Annotated in this window: 12 protein-coding genes and 1 tRNA gene; 8 read left to right on the top strand and 5 right to left on the bottom strand. The window is 67.5% G+C overall.

What is annotated here, in order from left to right:
* The first annotated feature begins 46 nt into the window (after positions 1-46).
* The gene (locus tag HMPREF1138_RS00635; RefSeq protein WP_009055286.1) at positions 47-952 is read left to right on the top strand and encodes a tetratricopeptide repeat protein; all 906 of its coding nucleotides are present in this window, start codon (positions 47-49) and stop codon (positions 950-952) included.
* A gap of 100 nt (positions 953-1,052) precedes the next feature.
* Here HMPREF1138_RS00635 and glgB read toward each other — a convergent pair whose 3' ends face one another.
* The 5 genes from glgB to glgX form a co-directional block, all read right to left on the bottom strand.
* On the bottom strand, positions 1,053-3,248 hold the full coding sequence (glgB, locus tag HMPREF1138_RS00630; protein WP_009055287.1) for a 1,4-alpha-glucan branching protein GlgB: 2,196 nt from the start codon (positions 3,246-3,248) through the stop codon (positions 1,053-1,055).
* Between the two features lie 160 nt (positions 3,249-3,408).
* Positions 3,409-5,451 (bottom strand): maltotransferase domain-containing protein, encoded by a 2,043-nt coding sequence (locus tag HMPREF1138_RS00625; RefSeq protein WP_009055299.1) that lies wholly within the window; start codon positions 5,449-5,451, stop codon positions 3,409-3,411.
* A gap of 187 nt (positions 5,452-5,638) precedes the next feature.
* Complete coding sequence (locus HMPREF1138_RS00620) at positions 5,639-5,893, bottom strand: hypothetical protein (RefSeq protein WP_009055252.1); 255 nt, start codon at positions 5,891-5,893, stop codon at positions 5,639-5,641.
* Between the two features lie 31 nt (positions 5,894-5,924).
* The gene (gene trpS, locus HMPREF1138_RS00615) at positions 5,925-7,025 is read right to left on the bottom strand and encodes a tryptophan--tRNA ligase (protein WP_009055273.1); all 1,101 of its coding nucleotides are present in this window, start codon (positions 7,023-7,025) and stop codon (positions 5,925-5,927) included.
* A 48-nt stretch (positions 7,026-7,073) separates the two neighbouring features.
* On the bottom strand, positions 7,074-9,362 hold the full coding sequence (glgX, locus tag HMPREF1138_RS00610; RefSeq protein WP_009055248.1) for a glycogen debranching protein GlgX: 2,289 nt from the start codon (positions 9,360-9,362) through the stop codon (positions 7,074-7,076).
* Between the two features lie 237 nt (positions 9,363-9,599).
* Here glgX and HMPREF1138_RS00605 point away from each other — a divergent pair, with 237 nt between their 5' ends.
* The 7 genes from HMPREF1138_RS00605 to HMPREF1138_RS00575 all read left to right on the top strand — a co-directional run.
* Entirely contained in the window at positions 9,600-10,403 is an 804-nt protein-coding gene (locus HMPREF1138_RS00605) for an electron transfer flavoprotein subunit beta/FixA family protein (protein ID WP_039936299.1), read from the top strand.
* Position 10,404: 1 nt separating this feature from the next.
* A complete protein-coding gene (locus HMPREF1138_RS00600) occupies positions 10,405-11,382 on the top strand; it encodes an electron transfer flavoprotein subunit alpha/FixB family protein (RefSeq protein WP_009055288.1) in 978 nt (325 codons plus the stop codon).
* The gene (locus HMPREF1138_RS00595) at positions 11,379-12,584 is read left to right on the top strand and encodes a cysteine desulfurase family protein (protein ID WP_009055276.1); all 1,206 of its coding nucleotides are present in this window, start codon (positions 11,379-11,381) and stop codon (positions 12,582-12,584) included. The genes HMPREF1138_RS00600 and HMPREF1138_RS00595 overlap by 4 nt, the downstream gene beginning before the upstream one ends.
* Before the next feature lie 2 nt (positions 12,585-12,586).
* Positions 12,587-13,681 (top strand): tRNA 2-thiouridine(34) synthase MnmA, encoded by a 1,095-nt coding sequence (gene mnmA / locus HMPREF1138_RS00590; RefSeq protein WP_009055256.1) that lies wholly within the window; start codon positions 12,587-12,589, stop codon positions 13,679-13,681.
* A gap of 68 nt (positions 13,682-13,749) precedes the next feature.
* Positions 13,750-13,830 (top strand) — tRNA-Leu (locus HMPREF1138_RS00585).
* A 52-nt stretch (positions 13,831-13,882) separates the two neighbouring features.
* Positions 13,883-14,356, top strand: a complete 474-nt coding sequence (locus HMPREF1138_RS00580) for a peroxiredoxin (RefSeq protein ID WP_039936317.1) — start codon at positions 13,883-13,885, stop codon at positions 14,354-14,356.
* 72 nt (positions 14,357-14,428) lie between these two features.
* The coding region (locus tag HMPREF1138_RS00575) for a hypothetical protein (protein ID WP_009055301.1) at positions 14,429-14,698 on the top strand (270 nt) is incomplete at its 3' end.

Here is a 14,698-nt window from a genome sequence, read left to right as displayed (position 1 = left end):
CGCATATCATCGTTGTGGATAACAACGCTTTCGCGAGAGGAACACTATGAACACGCCAGAGCCCCGCAGCGGCGCCCCCGAGGCGGCCGTCACCCCCGCAGACTCACACGGGGCCATCGACCTGTCGGCCCGTGCCGCGGCCCCCGCTCCCGAGGAGAGCGCCGCGCCCGCGGGGGAGGGTTTGCACATTCCGCTCATCACCTCCACCGACGAGGCCGGCTTCCAGGACGTCATGTCGACGTCGCAGGCCGTTCCCGTCATCCTGGTCATGTGGTCGTCGCGCTCGCTCGAATCGAAGCCGACGCTGGCCATGCTGGAGGATGTCGCGCGCGAGCACGCGGGTGCCTTCCAGCTCGTCGAGGTGGATATCGACAAGGCCCCCCAAATCGCCCAGGCGTTCCAGATCCAGGCGGTGCCCACTGTCGTCGCGCTCGTCGGTGGGCGCCCGGTTCCGCTCTTCCAGGGCAGCGCCGGCAAGGACCAGGTGGTCCCCGTCGTCTCCCAGATTCTCGAGGCCGCCGCCCAGATGGGGGTCACGGCTCGCATCGCCGTGGCCGCCGAGGACACGGTTGCTCCGATCCCGCCCGAGCACGAGGCCCCCCTGGCCGCCGAGGAGGAGGGACGCCTCGACGAGGCGATCGCCCTGTGGGAGCGGGTCGTCGAGCTCAATCCTCGCGACGAGGACGCCAAGTCGCACCTGTCGCGCGTCCGTTTCGCCGCCCGCGCCTACGGTGACCACGATGCGAGCGACCCGGCAGCCCGCGCCGACGCGCTCTTCGCGGCCGGCGACGCGCAAGCTGCCTTCGACGTGCTGCTCGAGCTTCTCGCGGCGACAACGGACGCGGAGGAGCGTGACGCGCTGCGCCTGCGTCTCCTCGACCTCTTCCGGGTCGCGGGCTCGTCCCCCGAAGTCTCCAAGGCACGCACGCGCCTGGCGATGCTTCTCATGTGACAGTGTGCGCGACGCGGCTTCGAGCTGCGCCGCACACGCAACGACACGAGGCCGGAGCAGGAATCCCTGCCCCGGCCTCGTCGCACGAGCCTATGGCGTGTCAGCGCACCTGAGAGGCGGGCACCAGCCACACGGCGCCCAGCGGCGGCACGCGCAGCTGAGCGGAGACCGGGCGGCCGTTCCACGGGGTGTCCTCGGCGATGATCGGACCGACGTTGACGACGCCGGAACCGCCGAACTCCTCGGCGTCCGTGTTCAGGATCTCGACCCACTCGCCGCCGAAGGGCAGGCCCACGCGGTAGCCCTCATGCGGGTTGCCCGCGAAGTTCGAGACGCACACGACGACCTCGCGGTTGCCCTCGGCGTCGGCCCCCTTACGCAGGTAGGAGATCAGGTTGTGATCGCCGTCGGAGGCGTCGATCCACTCGAAGCCCGTGTAGTCGTCATCCCACATGGCGGGGGAGGAGGTGTAGATCGCGTTGAGGCGCTCCACCAGGGCCGCGACGCCCGCGTGCCCCTCCTGGTCCAGCAGCCACCAGTCGAGAGAGTAGGACTCGTTCCACTCCTGCTCCTGGCCGATCTCCTGACCCATGAAGAGGAGCTGCTTGCCCGGGTGGCTCCACTGGTAGGCGTACAGAGAACGCAGGCCAGCCAGGCGCTGCCACTTGTCGCCGGGCATCTTGGAGATGATGGAGCCCTTGCCGTGAACGACCTCGTCGTGGGACAGAGGCAGCACGTAGTTCTCGGAGAAGGCGTACACGAGCGAGAAGGTGAGCTCGCCGTGGTGCCAGCGGCGGTTGACCGGATCCTCGCTCAGGTAGCGCAGGGTGTCGTTCATCCAGCCCATGTTCCACTTCATGCCGTAGCCGAGGCCGCCGCCCGAGGTCGGTGCGGTCACGCCCGGCCACGCCGTGGATTCCTCGGCGATCATGACGATGCCGGGGTGACGACGATACGCGGTCGCGTTCGCCTCCTGGATGAAGTCAATGGCCTCCAGGTTCTCGCGGCCACCGTACTGGTTGGGACGCCACTGGCCGTCCTTACGCGAGTAATCCAGGTAGAGCATTGAGGCAACGGCGTCGACGCGCAGGCCGTCGACGTGGAAGTCCTCCAGCCAGTACAGGGCGTTGGCGACCAGGAAGTTGCGCACCTCGCGGCGGCCGAAGTTGAAGACGTAGGTGCCCCAGTCGGGGTGCTCGCCGCGCAGCGGGTCCGGATCCTCGTACAGCGGGGTGCCGTCGAAGCGGGCCAGGGCGAAGTCGTCCTTGGGGAAGTGGGCGGGCACCCAGTCCAGGATGACACCGATGCCCTCGCGATGGAAGGCGTCCACCAGGTAGCGGAAGTCGTCCGGCGTGCCGTAGCGCGAGGAGGGGGCGTAGTAGGAGGTCACCTGGTAGCCCCAGGAGCCGCCGAAGGGGTGCTCGGCCAGCGGCATGAACTCCACGTGCGTGAAGCCCATCTGCTTGACGTAGGGCACCAGCTCGTCGGCCAGCTCGCGGTAGCCCAGGCCCTGACGCCAAGAGCCCGCGTGGACCTCGTAGATGGACATGGGGCCGCTGTGGGGGTTGCGATCCTTGCGGGTCGACATCCACTCGTCGTCCGTCCACTCGTGGAAGTAGTCGGTGACGACCGAGGCCGTGGCCGGGGGGATCTCGGTGGCGCGGGCCAGCGGGTCGGCCTTCTGGAACCAGTTGCCGCCGGGGCCCTGGATCTCGAACTTGTAGCGGGCACCCACGCCGACGTCGGGTACGAAGATCTCCCAGATGCCGGAGGAACCCAGCGACCGCATGGAGGTAGCCACGCCGTCCCAGAAGTTGAACTCGCCGACGACGCGCACGGCGCGCGCGTTGGGCGCCCACACGGCGAAGGCCGTACCGGTGGTCTCGCCCATCTCATCGGTGTAGGTCTTCACATGGGCTCCGAGGACGCGCCACAAGTTCTCATGGCGGCCCTCAGAGATGAGGTAGGTGTCCATCTCGCCCAGGGTGGGCAGGTAGCGGTAGGGGTCGTCGCGCAGCGTCGTGTCCTCACCGTAGGTGACGGACACGCGGTAGGGGGGAATCTCCTTGCCGGGCAGAGCCGCAACCCAAATGCCGCCGCGCTCGTGGGTCGCCGCGTAGGCTCCGGACGGGGTAACCACGTCGACCGCGTCGGCGAGGCGCGCGATGACGCGGATCGTCACGCCCGTGTCGCTCAGGTGAGCGCCGAGCACGGAGTGCGGCGAGTAGTAGGAGCCTGAGGCAACGGCGTCGAGAATGTCGTCATTGACCGGGATCGGCGTTAGTTCGCAGCTCATGGATTGTCCTTACTCCAGATTGTGTGAACCGCTTAGTTCACTGTCGTGTTAGTAGTCTATCGGTTGACCGGCAAAATTGGGAGCCGGGTCTCATCGAGGTGGTTAATGTGTGCGTGGCGGTCCCGCGCGGCACGCGCTGCTCCGAGCGGGACCACCACCGTCAGGCCTGCGACCAGGGCGAGGAGTGGGCGGGCTCGACCTTGAAGACGTGGCCGATGCGTGTCACGGGGGACAGGGACACCCAGTTGGATGAACCCCACACGTAGGAGTGCCCGTCGAGCTCATCGACGACCGTGATGTTGCCGCCGGGGGTGGCCAGGCCCATCTCCGTCAGGTCCAGCTCGACCGAAGCATCCACGCCGTTGTGCGGATCCAGGGAAATCACGCAGATGACGGTGTCGGGGTTGCCGTCCTCGGTGAACTTTCCGGGCACCTGGCGCGAGAACGCGATGAGGCGATCCGAGGAGGTGGGGTGGATGCGGATCTGGTGGAGCTGGCGCAGCGCGGGGTGCTTGGCGCGCGCGGCGTTGAGCAGCGTGAAGAGCCGCGAGATGCCGATGGCGTCGGCGTCCTCCCACCGGCGCGGACGGTACTCGTACTTCTCGTTGTCGTTGGGCTCCTGGAAGGTGCCACGCGGCTCGTTTTCGACGAACTCGTAGCCCGAATAAATGCCCCACGTGGGGGCACCGAGCGCGGCGAGCATCGCACGGATCGCGAAGATGGCAGTGCCGCCGTCCCACATCTGCGGGGTGAGGATGTCGTGCGTGGTCGGCCAGAAGGCGGGACGCATGAGGTGCGCCGTCTCCCGAGAAATCTGAAGAAGGTATTCCTCGATCTCCTGCTTGTACGTCCTCCACGCGAAGTAGGTGTAGGACTGGTCGAAGCCGATCGCGCCGAGGGTGCGCATCATGGCGGGGCGCGTGAAGGCCTCGGCCAGGAAGAGCGTGCCCGGGTACTGGGCTTTGATGTCGGCGAGCAGGCGCTCCCAGAACGGGATGGGCTTGGTGTGGGGGTTGTCGACGCGGAAGATCGTCACGCCGTGGTGGATCCACAGTTCGATGACGTCGCGGACGGCCTGGTAGATGCCCTCGGGATCGTTGTCGAAGTTCAGGGGGTAGATGTCCTGATACTTCTTCGGGGGGTTTTCCGCGTAGGCGATGGTGCCGTCTGCGCGGGTCGTGAACCACTCGGGGTGGTCCTTGACCCACGGGTGGTCGGGTGAGCACTGGAGGGCCAGGTCGAGGGCGACCTCCATGCCCAGGCCTCGGGCGCGCTCGACGAAGCGGTCGAAATCGTTGAAGTCGCCCAGGTCCGGGTGGATGGCGTCGTGGCCGCCTTCGGGCGAGCCGATGCCGTAGGGGGATCCGGGGTCGCCGGGTGCTGCGGTTAGCGCGTTGTTCTTGCCCTTACGGAAGGTCGTGCCGATCGGGTGAATGGGGGTCAGGTAGACGACGTCGAAGCCCATGCCCGCGATGCGCGGCAGGTCGTCGGCGGCGCGCTCGAGGGTGCCCGAGACCCAGGTGCCGTCGGGGTTCTGGTAGGCGCCTGCCGAGCGCGGGAAGATTTCGTACCACGCGCCGGCCAGCGCCTTGGTGCGGGCCACGTCGAGTGGGTAGACGCGCGAGGAGTCGAGGAGGTCGCGCAGCGGGTGATCGCGGAAGACCAGGCGGATGCGCGAGGAGATGCCAGCGGAGAGACGCTGCTGGGGGGAGTGACTGTTGTCGCGCAGGCGGCGTGCAGCGTCGAAGAGCGCCTCGATGTCCGAGGTCGGGGGCTCTTGCTGGGTCGGGTTGTGCAAGGCGATGCCGGCGGCCGCGCGTTCCATGAGGCGGGCGCCCTCCTCGAGCATGAGCTCGACGTCGATGCCGGCTCCGACTTTGACGGCGGCGTCGTGGCGCCAGGTGGCGTAGGGGTCGGACCAGGAGTCGATGCGGAAGGACCAGGCGCCGGGGGTGTCGGCGGCGACCCAGGCCTCGTAGCGGTCCAGGCCGGGGGCAATGTCGACCATGCGGGTGCGGGAGTATTCACCTCCGTCCGGGCGTAGCAGGACGGCCTCGGCGGCGAATGCGTCGTGTCCTTCGCGGAAAACGGTCGCACGAATGGGGAAAGGCTCGCCTTCGGTCGCCTTGGCGGGAAGTGTTCCGTCTTCGATGACGGGGAACACTTCAATGATCGGGATACGGGGCAACAGTTTCTCGCTCACATATCCAACCCTAACGTATGGACCGACCAGCTGATAGGCGAAGATCACACCACGGAATGTGACCGATCTCCCATGGTGTGGTGATGGGGCGTGTGGAGGAACGACAGAGCCCCTGGCTGGCAAAAAAGAGAGGGGCGGCATCCGAGTGATTCGGATGCCGCCCCGCTGGAAGACGTGAGATGAGACGTCAGTGACCGCTGTTGAGTCCTGCGAAGATCGCCGCTCCGAAAAGGACGTAGAGGATGACCGTCGCCACGAGGGCGATGATCTCCCAGGCGAAGACGGCGCGCGCGAAGTTACGCTTCGACGGCGCGGCGCCGGAGCCGAAGGCGAGCACCAGCAGGTAGATGAAGCCGATCACCGGGATGCCGCACACGAGAAGGGTGAGCATCCACGAGCCGACGGACTCGTCGGGACGTTCGGGGAATTGATTGTAGGCCATAGTTGTCTCCAATGACGCAGTGGGTGATGGGTTAGTAGACCATCTGCATGGCGGTGCGAACCTCGGACAGGGTCTGATCGGCCTGTTCGCCCGCGCGCTCGTTACCGGCATGCAGGATGGACAGCAGGTAGTCCTCGTTGGCGATGAGCTCGGCGCGGCGAGACCGCAGGGGAGCGAGCATCTCGTTGAGGGACTCGGTGACGAGGGCCTTGAGGGTGCCCGCGCCCGCGTCGCCGATGCGGTCGGCGATCGCCTCGGGGGCCTCGCCCGTCGCCAGGGAAGCTAGCATGAGGAGGTTCGAGACCTCGGGACGCCCCTCCGGATCGAAGGTAATGCGGCGCTGCGCGTCCGTCTTCGCCTTCTTGAGGATCTTCGCGGTCTCGTCGGCGCTCATGCGCAGCTCGATCGTGTTGCCGCGCGACTTGGACATCTTCTGCCCGTCGGTGCCCAGCAGCAGGGGGACCTCGGACAGGAGGGCCTCGGGGCGGGGGAACACGGGGCGCTCAGGGGTGGCGCGGCCGTAGCGCTTGTCGAAACGCTGGGCGATCAGGCGAGCCTGCTCTAGGTGGGGGAGCTGATCCTGGCCCACGGGCACGATGTTGGCCTTGCAGAAGAGGATGTCGGCGGCCTGGTGGACCGGGTAGGTCAGCATCAGGCCCGTCATCGCGCGGCCCTCCGTGGCCTCCAGCTCGGCCTTCACGGTCGGGTTGCGGTGGAGCTCGGATTCGGTGACGAGCGAGAGGAAGGGCAGCATGAGCTGGTTGAGGGCCGGCACCGCCGAGTGGTTGAAAATCGTCGAGCGCTCCGGGTCGATGCCCGCGGCCAGGTAGTCGGCGACGAGGCCGAGGACGCGCTCGCGAATCGGGCCCACGCCGTCGCGGTCGGTGATCACCTGGTAGTCAGCGACCAGAACCCAGGTCTCAACCCCGCGGTTCTGCAGCAGCACGCGGTTGCGCAGCGTGCCGAAGTAGTGGCCCAGGTGGAGGTGGCCCGTGGGGCGGTCACCCGTGAGGATGCGGAAACGCGAGGGGTCCTGGTCGATCGCCAGGTCGATCTCGGCGCTGCGGGCCTTCGAGCGGGCCAGCGAGGCATCGGAGGTTGCTGTTTCCAGGGCATCTTCACTGCGAGTCATGCATTGATCCTAACGGGTGTGTGGGAGGAAAGAAAAACGCGAAGTGCGTCAGTTTTCGGGCTGGAAGGCAATGTCGGAGAGGAGAATCGTCACGGACAGCGCCTCGATCGTGAGTGTGGAACGCGGGGTGACGTGCTCGACCTCAAGGGAGATATCGGAGGGATCAAGCAAGGAGCCGACCCCTCCGTCTCCGGGGGTCTCCCACACGGTGGAGTAAGCGATGAGCCAGTCCAGATCGTGGCCTTCCGGCAGGGTGACCTGCGCGTCGTCGAGGTTCGCGTTGATGATGATGAGGGCGTCGTGGTCGCCCCACTTGACGCCGGAACGCAGCATCTGGAAGGTGCGGTGACGCGAGTCCGTCCACCCGTAGTCCGGCATCGGCGTGCCCTGGGCGGTGTACCACGACAGGTCGGGGAGCGTATCGCCGCCGTAGGGCTGACCGGTTGCGAAGCTGTCGGGGCGCAGCACGGGGTGCGCCTTGCGCAGGGTGATCAGCCAGGAGACGGCGTCGATCTGCGCCTGCTGAGCCTCGGCGAGGTCCCAGTCGACCCATGAGATCGGGCCGTCTTGGCAGTAGGCGTTGTTGTTGCCGTTCTGGGTGCGCCCGAACTCGTCACCGCCCGTGAGCATCGGCGTGCCCGAGGAGACGAACATGGTGGCCAGGATGTTGCGCTGCGAGCGTGCCCGCAGGCGCGCGATCGGCATGTTAGTGAGGATCGCGTAGGGGGTGGCTGCGTCCGGGTGGGTGGCGCCTGAGGCCAGCGTGCCCTCGAGGCCATGGTTCCACGAACGGTTGTCGTCCGAGCCGTCGCGGTTGTTCTCGAGATTGTCCTTGTTGTGCTTGCGGTCGTAGGCGGTCAGGTCCGCCAGGGTGAAGCCGTCGTGCGCGGTCACGAAGTTGATGGAGGCGCGCGGGCCCCTCAGGCGTCCAAGGCCGTGCTCGAACACGTCCTGGGAGCCGGACAGGCGGGTCGCCAGGTCGTTGGGGCCGGAGACGACGTGGCCCGAGGCCTGGGCGCGCACGTCCGCGAGCCAGAAGTTACGCAGGGCACCGCGGTAGTGATCGTTCCATTCGGAGAAAGGCACCGGGAAGTTGCCGGTCTGCCAGCCGCCCGGGCCCACGTCCCAGGGCTCGGCGATGAGCTTGGTGTGGGCCAGGATGTCGTCGGTGGCCATCGCGATGAGGAGCGGGTGCATCGGGCTGAAGCCGGTGGAGAAACGCCCGAGCGTGGCCGCCAGGTCGAAGCGGAATCCGTCCACGCCCATGTCGCGCGCCCAGTAGCGCAGCGAGTCCAGCACCATCTGGATGGTCTTGGGGTGGTCCATGTTCATCGTGTTGCCGGTGCCGGTCACGTCGATGGTTTGGACGGGGCGCGAGGAGGTGTGGCGGTAGTACATGTCGGAGTCCAGGCCTCGCCACGACAGGGAGGGGCCGGCGTCGCCGCCCTCGCACGTGTGGTTGTAGACGACGTCGAGGATGACCTCGATGCCGGCCTTGTGCAGGAGGGAGACCATGCCGCGGAACTCGTCGACGACGGCCTGGGCGCCGGCTGCGCGCGACTCGGCGGTCGCGTAGGAGGGTTCGGGGGTGAAGAAGGACAGCGTCGAGTAGCCCCAGTAGTTCGTCAGGCCGCGCTCGGTGAGGAAAGGTTCGTCGCACTTGGCGTGGATGGGCAGCAGCTCCACGGCGCTCACCCCCAGGTCCTTGAGGTAGGAGACCGAGGCCGGGTGCGCCAGGCCCGCGTAGGTGCCGCGCAGAGGCTCGGGAACGCCGGGCATGTTCTTGGTGAAGCCCTTGACGTGGATCTCGTAGATCACGGTCGTTTCCCACGGTGTCTGGGGCTTGGGGATGATCGGGAACGAGGGCTCGACCACGACCGAGCGCGGCATGTAGGGAGCGGAATCGATGGGGGAGCGATGCATCGGGTATTCCGACGGGTACAGATCCTCGTCCACGCAGTGCGCGTAGACGCCGGGCTTCATGTCGACGACACCGTCGAGGCCTCGACCGTAGGGGTCGAGCAGGAGCTTGTGGGAGTTAAAGAACTTGCCGCCGTCGGGATCCCACGTGCCGTGTGCGCGGAAACCGTATCGCGTGCCCGCGCCGTAGCCCGGGATGTGGCCGTGCCACACGCCCGTCTTGGGGCCCATGAGGGCATAGCGCGTCTCAGCCCCGGCCTCGTCGAAGATGCACATGTCCACGCCGGAGGCGCCGCGGGCGATCACCGCCACGTCGAGGCCGTCGCCCGCAGGGTGGACACCCAGACGGGTGGGCAGCGGGTTGGGTTCGGTGACGCGCCTTGTGGGTGTGTGGGACGAGCCGGATCGCTCGGACATATTAGGGGTGCCTCTTCTTGCTGAATGACGGATAGAGTCATTGCCTCGCGGATAACGCTAACTCCCATCATACGGGACCGTGAACAGGCTGGTCGGATTGGTGGGATGAAAGACCTATGAGGAGACGCACGTGGGCGGCAGTTGATTCGTGCTCGAGTGTGGGTTGCACCTGTGGTGTGCGACGGTGAGGTGACACTCATATGGGCGAGCCGCGAGGAATGTGGCACGCTAGAAGCCATGAGAATTGTCGTGTGTGTGAAGCATGTCCCGGACATGCAGTCCGAACGCCGTTTTGAGGGCGGCCGCCTGGTGCGCGGTGAGGACGATGTGCTCAACGAGCTGGACGAAAACGCCATTGAGGCAGCCGTCCAGATCAAAGAAGCCGAGGAAGACGCCGGCCGCGAGGCCGAGGTCATCGCCCTGACGATGGGACCCGAGGACGCTGAGGACGCGCTCATGCGTGCCCTGCAGATGGGCGCGGACCGCGCCTTCTTAGTCTCCGACGAGTTCCTCGAGGGCTCCGACGTCATCACGACCGCGTCGGTGCTTTCCGTCGCGATCGCGAAGGTCAGCGAAGAATGTGGCCCCGTCGACCTGGTCATCACCGGCATGGCGTCGCTGGACGCGATGACCTCCATGCTGCCCGGCGCCCTGGCCGCCAAGGCACACATGCCGCTGCTGGGCCTGGCCCGTACCCTGAGCGTCGCGGACGGCGTCGTCACGATTGAGCGCTCCGTTGACGGCTACACCGAGACGCTGCGCGCCGCGCTGCCCGCCGTCGTCTCCGTGACCGACCAGATCAACGAGCCTCGTTACCCGGCCTTCGCCGCGATGAAGGCCGCCCGCAAGAAACCCCTCGACCAGTGGGGTATTGACGACCTCGTCGAGGTTCCCGGTGGCGAGGCCCTCGTCATGCGCCGTGCGCTGACCTCCGTGACTTTCAGCGAGGAGAACGTGCGCGACGGTTCCGGCACGATCATTCAGGACGCTGGCGAGGGCGGGCGCGCGCTGGCCGACTACATTCTTTCGGTGGTGAAGTGATATGACGCAGCAGATGAGTTCCCCGATCCTCGTCCTGGCAGACCAGTCCGGGGCGCACCTGACTTCTCTGGCTCGCCAGGCGCTCACGCTGGCGGCGTCCCTGACCTCCGGTGACGTGGTGGCTCTTTCCGTGGCAGCCGCCCCCGACGAGGCCGCGCTGGCCGAGCTGGGTGCGACCCGCCTCCTGCACGCGGACCTGGGTCCCTCCGGTCATTCCTCGGTGGTTGCCTCCGATGCGGTCATCGCCGCGCTGGGCACCGACTCGTTCGGCCTGGTGCTGCTGTGCTCCGACTACCGTGGTCGTGAGATCGCCGGGCGCGTCGCCGCCCTGACCGAGGCCGGCGTCATCTCTGGTGCCGCCTCCGTTTCCTTCGACGGAGGCGTCCTCCAGGTCGGTAAGACCGCTCTGGGTGGCTCCTGGTCGATGGGCATCGTGCTCGAGGGCCAGACCCCCATCGTTGGCATCTCCTCCGGAATCATCGACGAGGCCCCCGTCGTCTCGCCCGTCTCCCTGACCCCCGAGCCCCTCGCGGTTGAGCTGAGCCCCGAGGCCAGCGCGGTCGAAGTGGTTTCCAGCGTGGCCGACGAAGAGGAGGGCGTGTCCCTGACCGACGCCTCGACCGTCGTGTGCGGTGGCCGCGGCGTGGACGGCGATTTTGGGCTGGTTCAGTCCCTCGCGGACGTCCTCGGCGGAGCCGTGGGCGCGACCCGCGTTGCCTGCGACGAGGGCTGGGCACCCCGTAGCGAACAGATCGGCCAGACCGGCCTGACCGTCACCCCCAACCTCTACATCGGCCTGGGCGTGTCTGGCGCCATTCACCACACGGTGGGCATGCAGTCCGCCGCCCACATCCTTGCCGTGTGCGACGACCCGGATGCCCCGATCTTCGAGATCGCGGACTTTGGCGTGGTCGGTGACGTGAGCGAGGTCGTCCCTGCCGCCCTGGCGATCATCGAGGAGGCGCGCTCCCAGGCGTGAGTGTCTACCTCGACCACGCGGCCACGACGCCGCTGCGCGAGTGCGCGCTCGACGCGTGGACGCGCGTCCAGCGTGATCTGGCCCAGTCCCCCGGCAATCCCGCCGCTCTCCACTTCGGAGGGCGGCGGGCCCGTCGCATGCTTGACGACGCGCGCGAACAGGTCGCTGAGGCCTTGGGGGCCGACATTCACGAGGTCGTCTTCACCTCCGGCGCCACCGAATCCGACGCGCTGGGTGTCGTGGCGGCAGCCCGGGGCGCACGCGCGCGCGAGGAGTCCCGTGCCCTCATCGTCGTCTCGGGCGTCGAGCACGATGCCGTTGCCCACCAGCGTGAGGTCGTGTGCCGTGACGGGTTTGACTGGGAGGTTCTGCCGGTGGATGCCGGCGGCCTGTCGGTGCTACCCGTGGTTTCAGGTCACGACGCGCCGCCGTCGTGGGACGGTCGCCTCGCGGTCGCCTCCATGGCCCTCGTGTCCTCCGAGATCGGCACCATTCAGCCGGTCGCCGACTGTGTTGTGCTCGCGCACCGGGCCGGCGGCCTCGTCCACAGCGATGCGGCCCAGGCCCTGTCGACCGTGGACGTCTCCTTTGCGGGCCTCGGACTGGACCTCATGAGCGTCGGCGGTCACAAGATCGGAGCCCCCGCCGGGATCGGTGCGCTGCTCGTTCGGCGCGGCATCCCGATGGTGACCGACCGCCCGGGAGGCGGACACGAGCGCTCGATCCGTTCGGGAACCCCCGACGTCGCGGGCGCGTGCGCCCTCGCCGCCGCGCTCACCGAGGTCGTCTCCGAGCGCGCCGCTTTCGCTGCCCGCGCGGCCGACCTGCGTGCTCACCTGTTGGCCCACCTGCCCGACGGTGTGTCCCCGACGGTGGGGGAGTCGGCCTCGTGCCCGGCGATTATCCACCTGTCTCTGCCCACCGCCCGCCCTGAGGCCGTCCTTATGGCCTTCGACATGGCCGGCATCGCGGTGTCCGCCGGGTCCGCGTGCCACGCGGGTGTCACCCGCCCCTCCGATATCGTCATGGCGATGGGGCGCACCGAAGAGCAGGCTCTCGGAGTCCTGCGTGTCTCCCTCGGACGTGAGACGACCCGCGACGATATCGATGCCTTCCTGTCCGCCCTGCCCGCCGCGATGCGTGCGGGCGCAGCCCTGGACGGCATCGCGCACGTCCGCAACGAACGAAACGAGGAGCGCTGAGCATGCGAGTCCTGGCAGCACTGTCCGGCGGCGTGGACTCCGCCGTCGCCGCCGCGAAAGCCGTCGAGGCTGGACACGAGGTGGTCGGGGTCCACATGGCCCTGTCCTCCCAGCCGCAGGAGTGTCGAATCGGCTCACGCGGATGCTGTTCCATCGAGGACGCCGGGGATGCCGCCCGCGCCGCCGAGATCATCGGCATCCCCTTTTACGTGTGGGACCTGGCGAGCGAATTCGAGCAAACTGTCATCACCGACTTCGTCGAGCAGTACCGGGCCGGGCGCACCCCCAACCCGTGCGTGCGCTGCAACGAGTTCGTGAAGTTCCGTGAGCTCGCCGCCCGCGCTCGCGCCCTCGGCTTCGACGCGGTGTGCACCGGCCACTACGCGGCCATCGTGGATGGGGCGACCGGCCCCGAGTTGCACCGCGGCGCCGATAACCTCAAAGACCAGTCCTACGTGCTGGCCGTCATGGGACCCGAGGAACTGACCCGCGTCGTCCTGCCGCTCGGCGACGCGCCCAACAAGGCGTGGGTGCGCGCCGAGGCGGAGCGCCTGGGCCTGGGCGTGTCCAACAAGCCGGACTCCTACGACATCTGCTTCATCCCCGATGGGGACACGCAGGGCTTCCTGCGCGCCCACCTGGGTGCCTCCGAGGGCGACATCGTCACCCCCGACGGCGAGGTGCTCGGCCGCCACGAGGGCTACTGGAACTACACGGTGGGCCAGCGCAAGGGCTTGGGCATCGGCTCGCCAGCCCCCGATGGCCGCCCCCGTTACGTCCTCGAGACCAGGCCCGAGACTAACCAGGTCGTGGTCGGCGCTTCCGAGCTGCTGTCCATCTCTCGCATCACGGCGACGGACGCCGTGTGGTTGGCCCGCGACGACGACGGGTCGGAGGCAACCAACCTCTTCGTGCAGCTGCGCGCGCACGGCACACCCATTCCCGTCGCGTCGCTGTCGCGGGACCAGGACGCTGGGACCATCAGCGTCGTGCTCGAGGGGAGCGCGCGTGGGGTGGCCCGGGGCCAGTCGATGGTCGTTTACCGGGGGAGTCGAGTGCTCGGCGAGGGGACCATCAACGCGACCGCGCTGACGTGAGCCTGCGCCGGCCTCGTGCCCGCGCGCGTTCGGACGTGGCCGCGCCCATCCGCTAGACTTGGGTGCGCGCGCGAGTGGCGGAATTGGCAGACGCGCTGGATTTAGGTTCCAGTGTCTTTGACGTGTGGGTTCGAGTCCCATCTCGCGCACAATGTTCGAACCGGGTCGCCCAGGGACAGTGGCGGTCGATACACTGTGGTCATGAGCGCTTTGGAGATTGGCCACAAGGCCCCTGACTTTACCGTCCAAACCACCCAGGGGACCCTGTCCCTGTCGGATCTGCTCGCTGCTTCCTCGCGCGGCGTCGTCGTGTACTTCTACCCGAAAGCCTCGACGCCGGGTTGCACGAAGGAGGCCTGCGATTTTAGAGATTCGCTCGCCTCGCTGCAGGCAGCGGGCTACTCCGTCATCGGGGTGTCTGCTGATTCGATGGCCGCCCTCGAGCGTTTTACGGAGAAGCAGTCCCTGACCTTCCCGCTTGCCTCCGACCCGGATCATGAGATTCTCGAGGCCTGGGGCGCGTGGGGCGAGAAGAAGAACTACGGGCGCACCTATGTCGGTATCATCCGCTCGACCGTGGTCGTCAGCCCCGACGGCACGGTGGCTCTGGCCCAGTACAACGTCAAGGCGACCGGTCACGTCGCGCGCCTGCGCAAGACTCTCGGGATTGACTAACCCTGTTGCTTCCTGAGTAATCGACAAGTATGCTTGTTCGACAAGTGCAAGTGTTTTGTTGATGGAGGGGCTATGAAGGCAGCAACGCCGGACGCGTATCGAGTCGATGCAGGCGCGGACACTCGCGACTATCCCGGCGGCGTCGCCACGCGATTGAGCGAACAACCCACTCTGCCGGGACGCTACTCGGGTCCGGCGGCCCCTACCTCGGTCGATACCGCCCCGACGCCCGTCATCCGTCGCACACGCACGCACGCTCCCACCCCCAAACCTGCAACCGTGGTGGAAGGCCCGCGGGCGGGCGCCATCGCCCCCGCAGTCGAGCGCACCGTCATCGCCGTC

The organism is Actinomyces sp. ICM58 (assembly GCF_000283035.1).
GTDB lineage: Bacteria > Actinomycetota > Actinomycetes > Actinomycetales > Actinomycetaceae > Pauljensenia.
The sequence above is the reverse complement of the archived record's forward strand: the minus strand, read 5'-3'. Positions and strand labels throughout refer to the sequence as shown.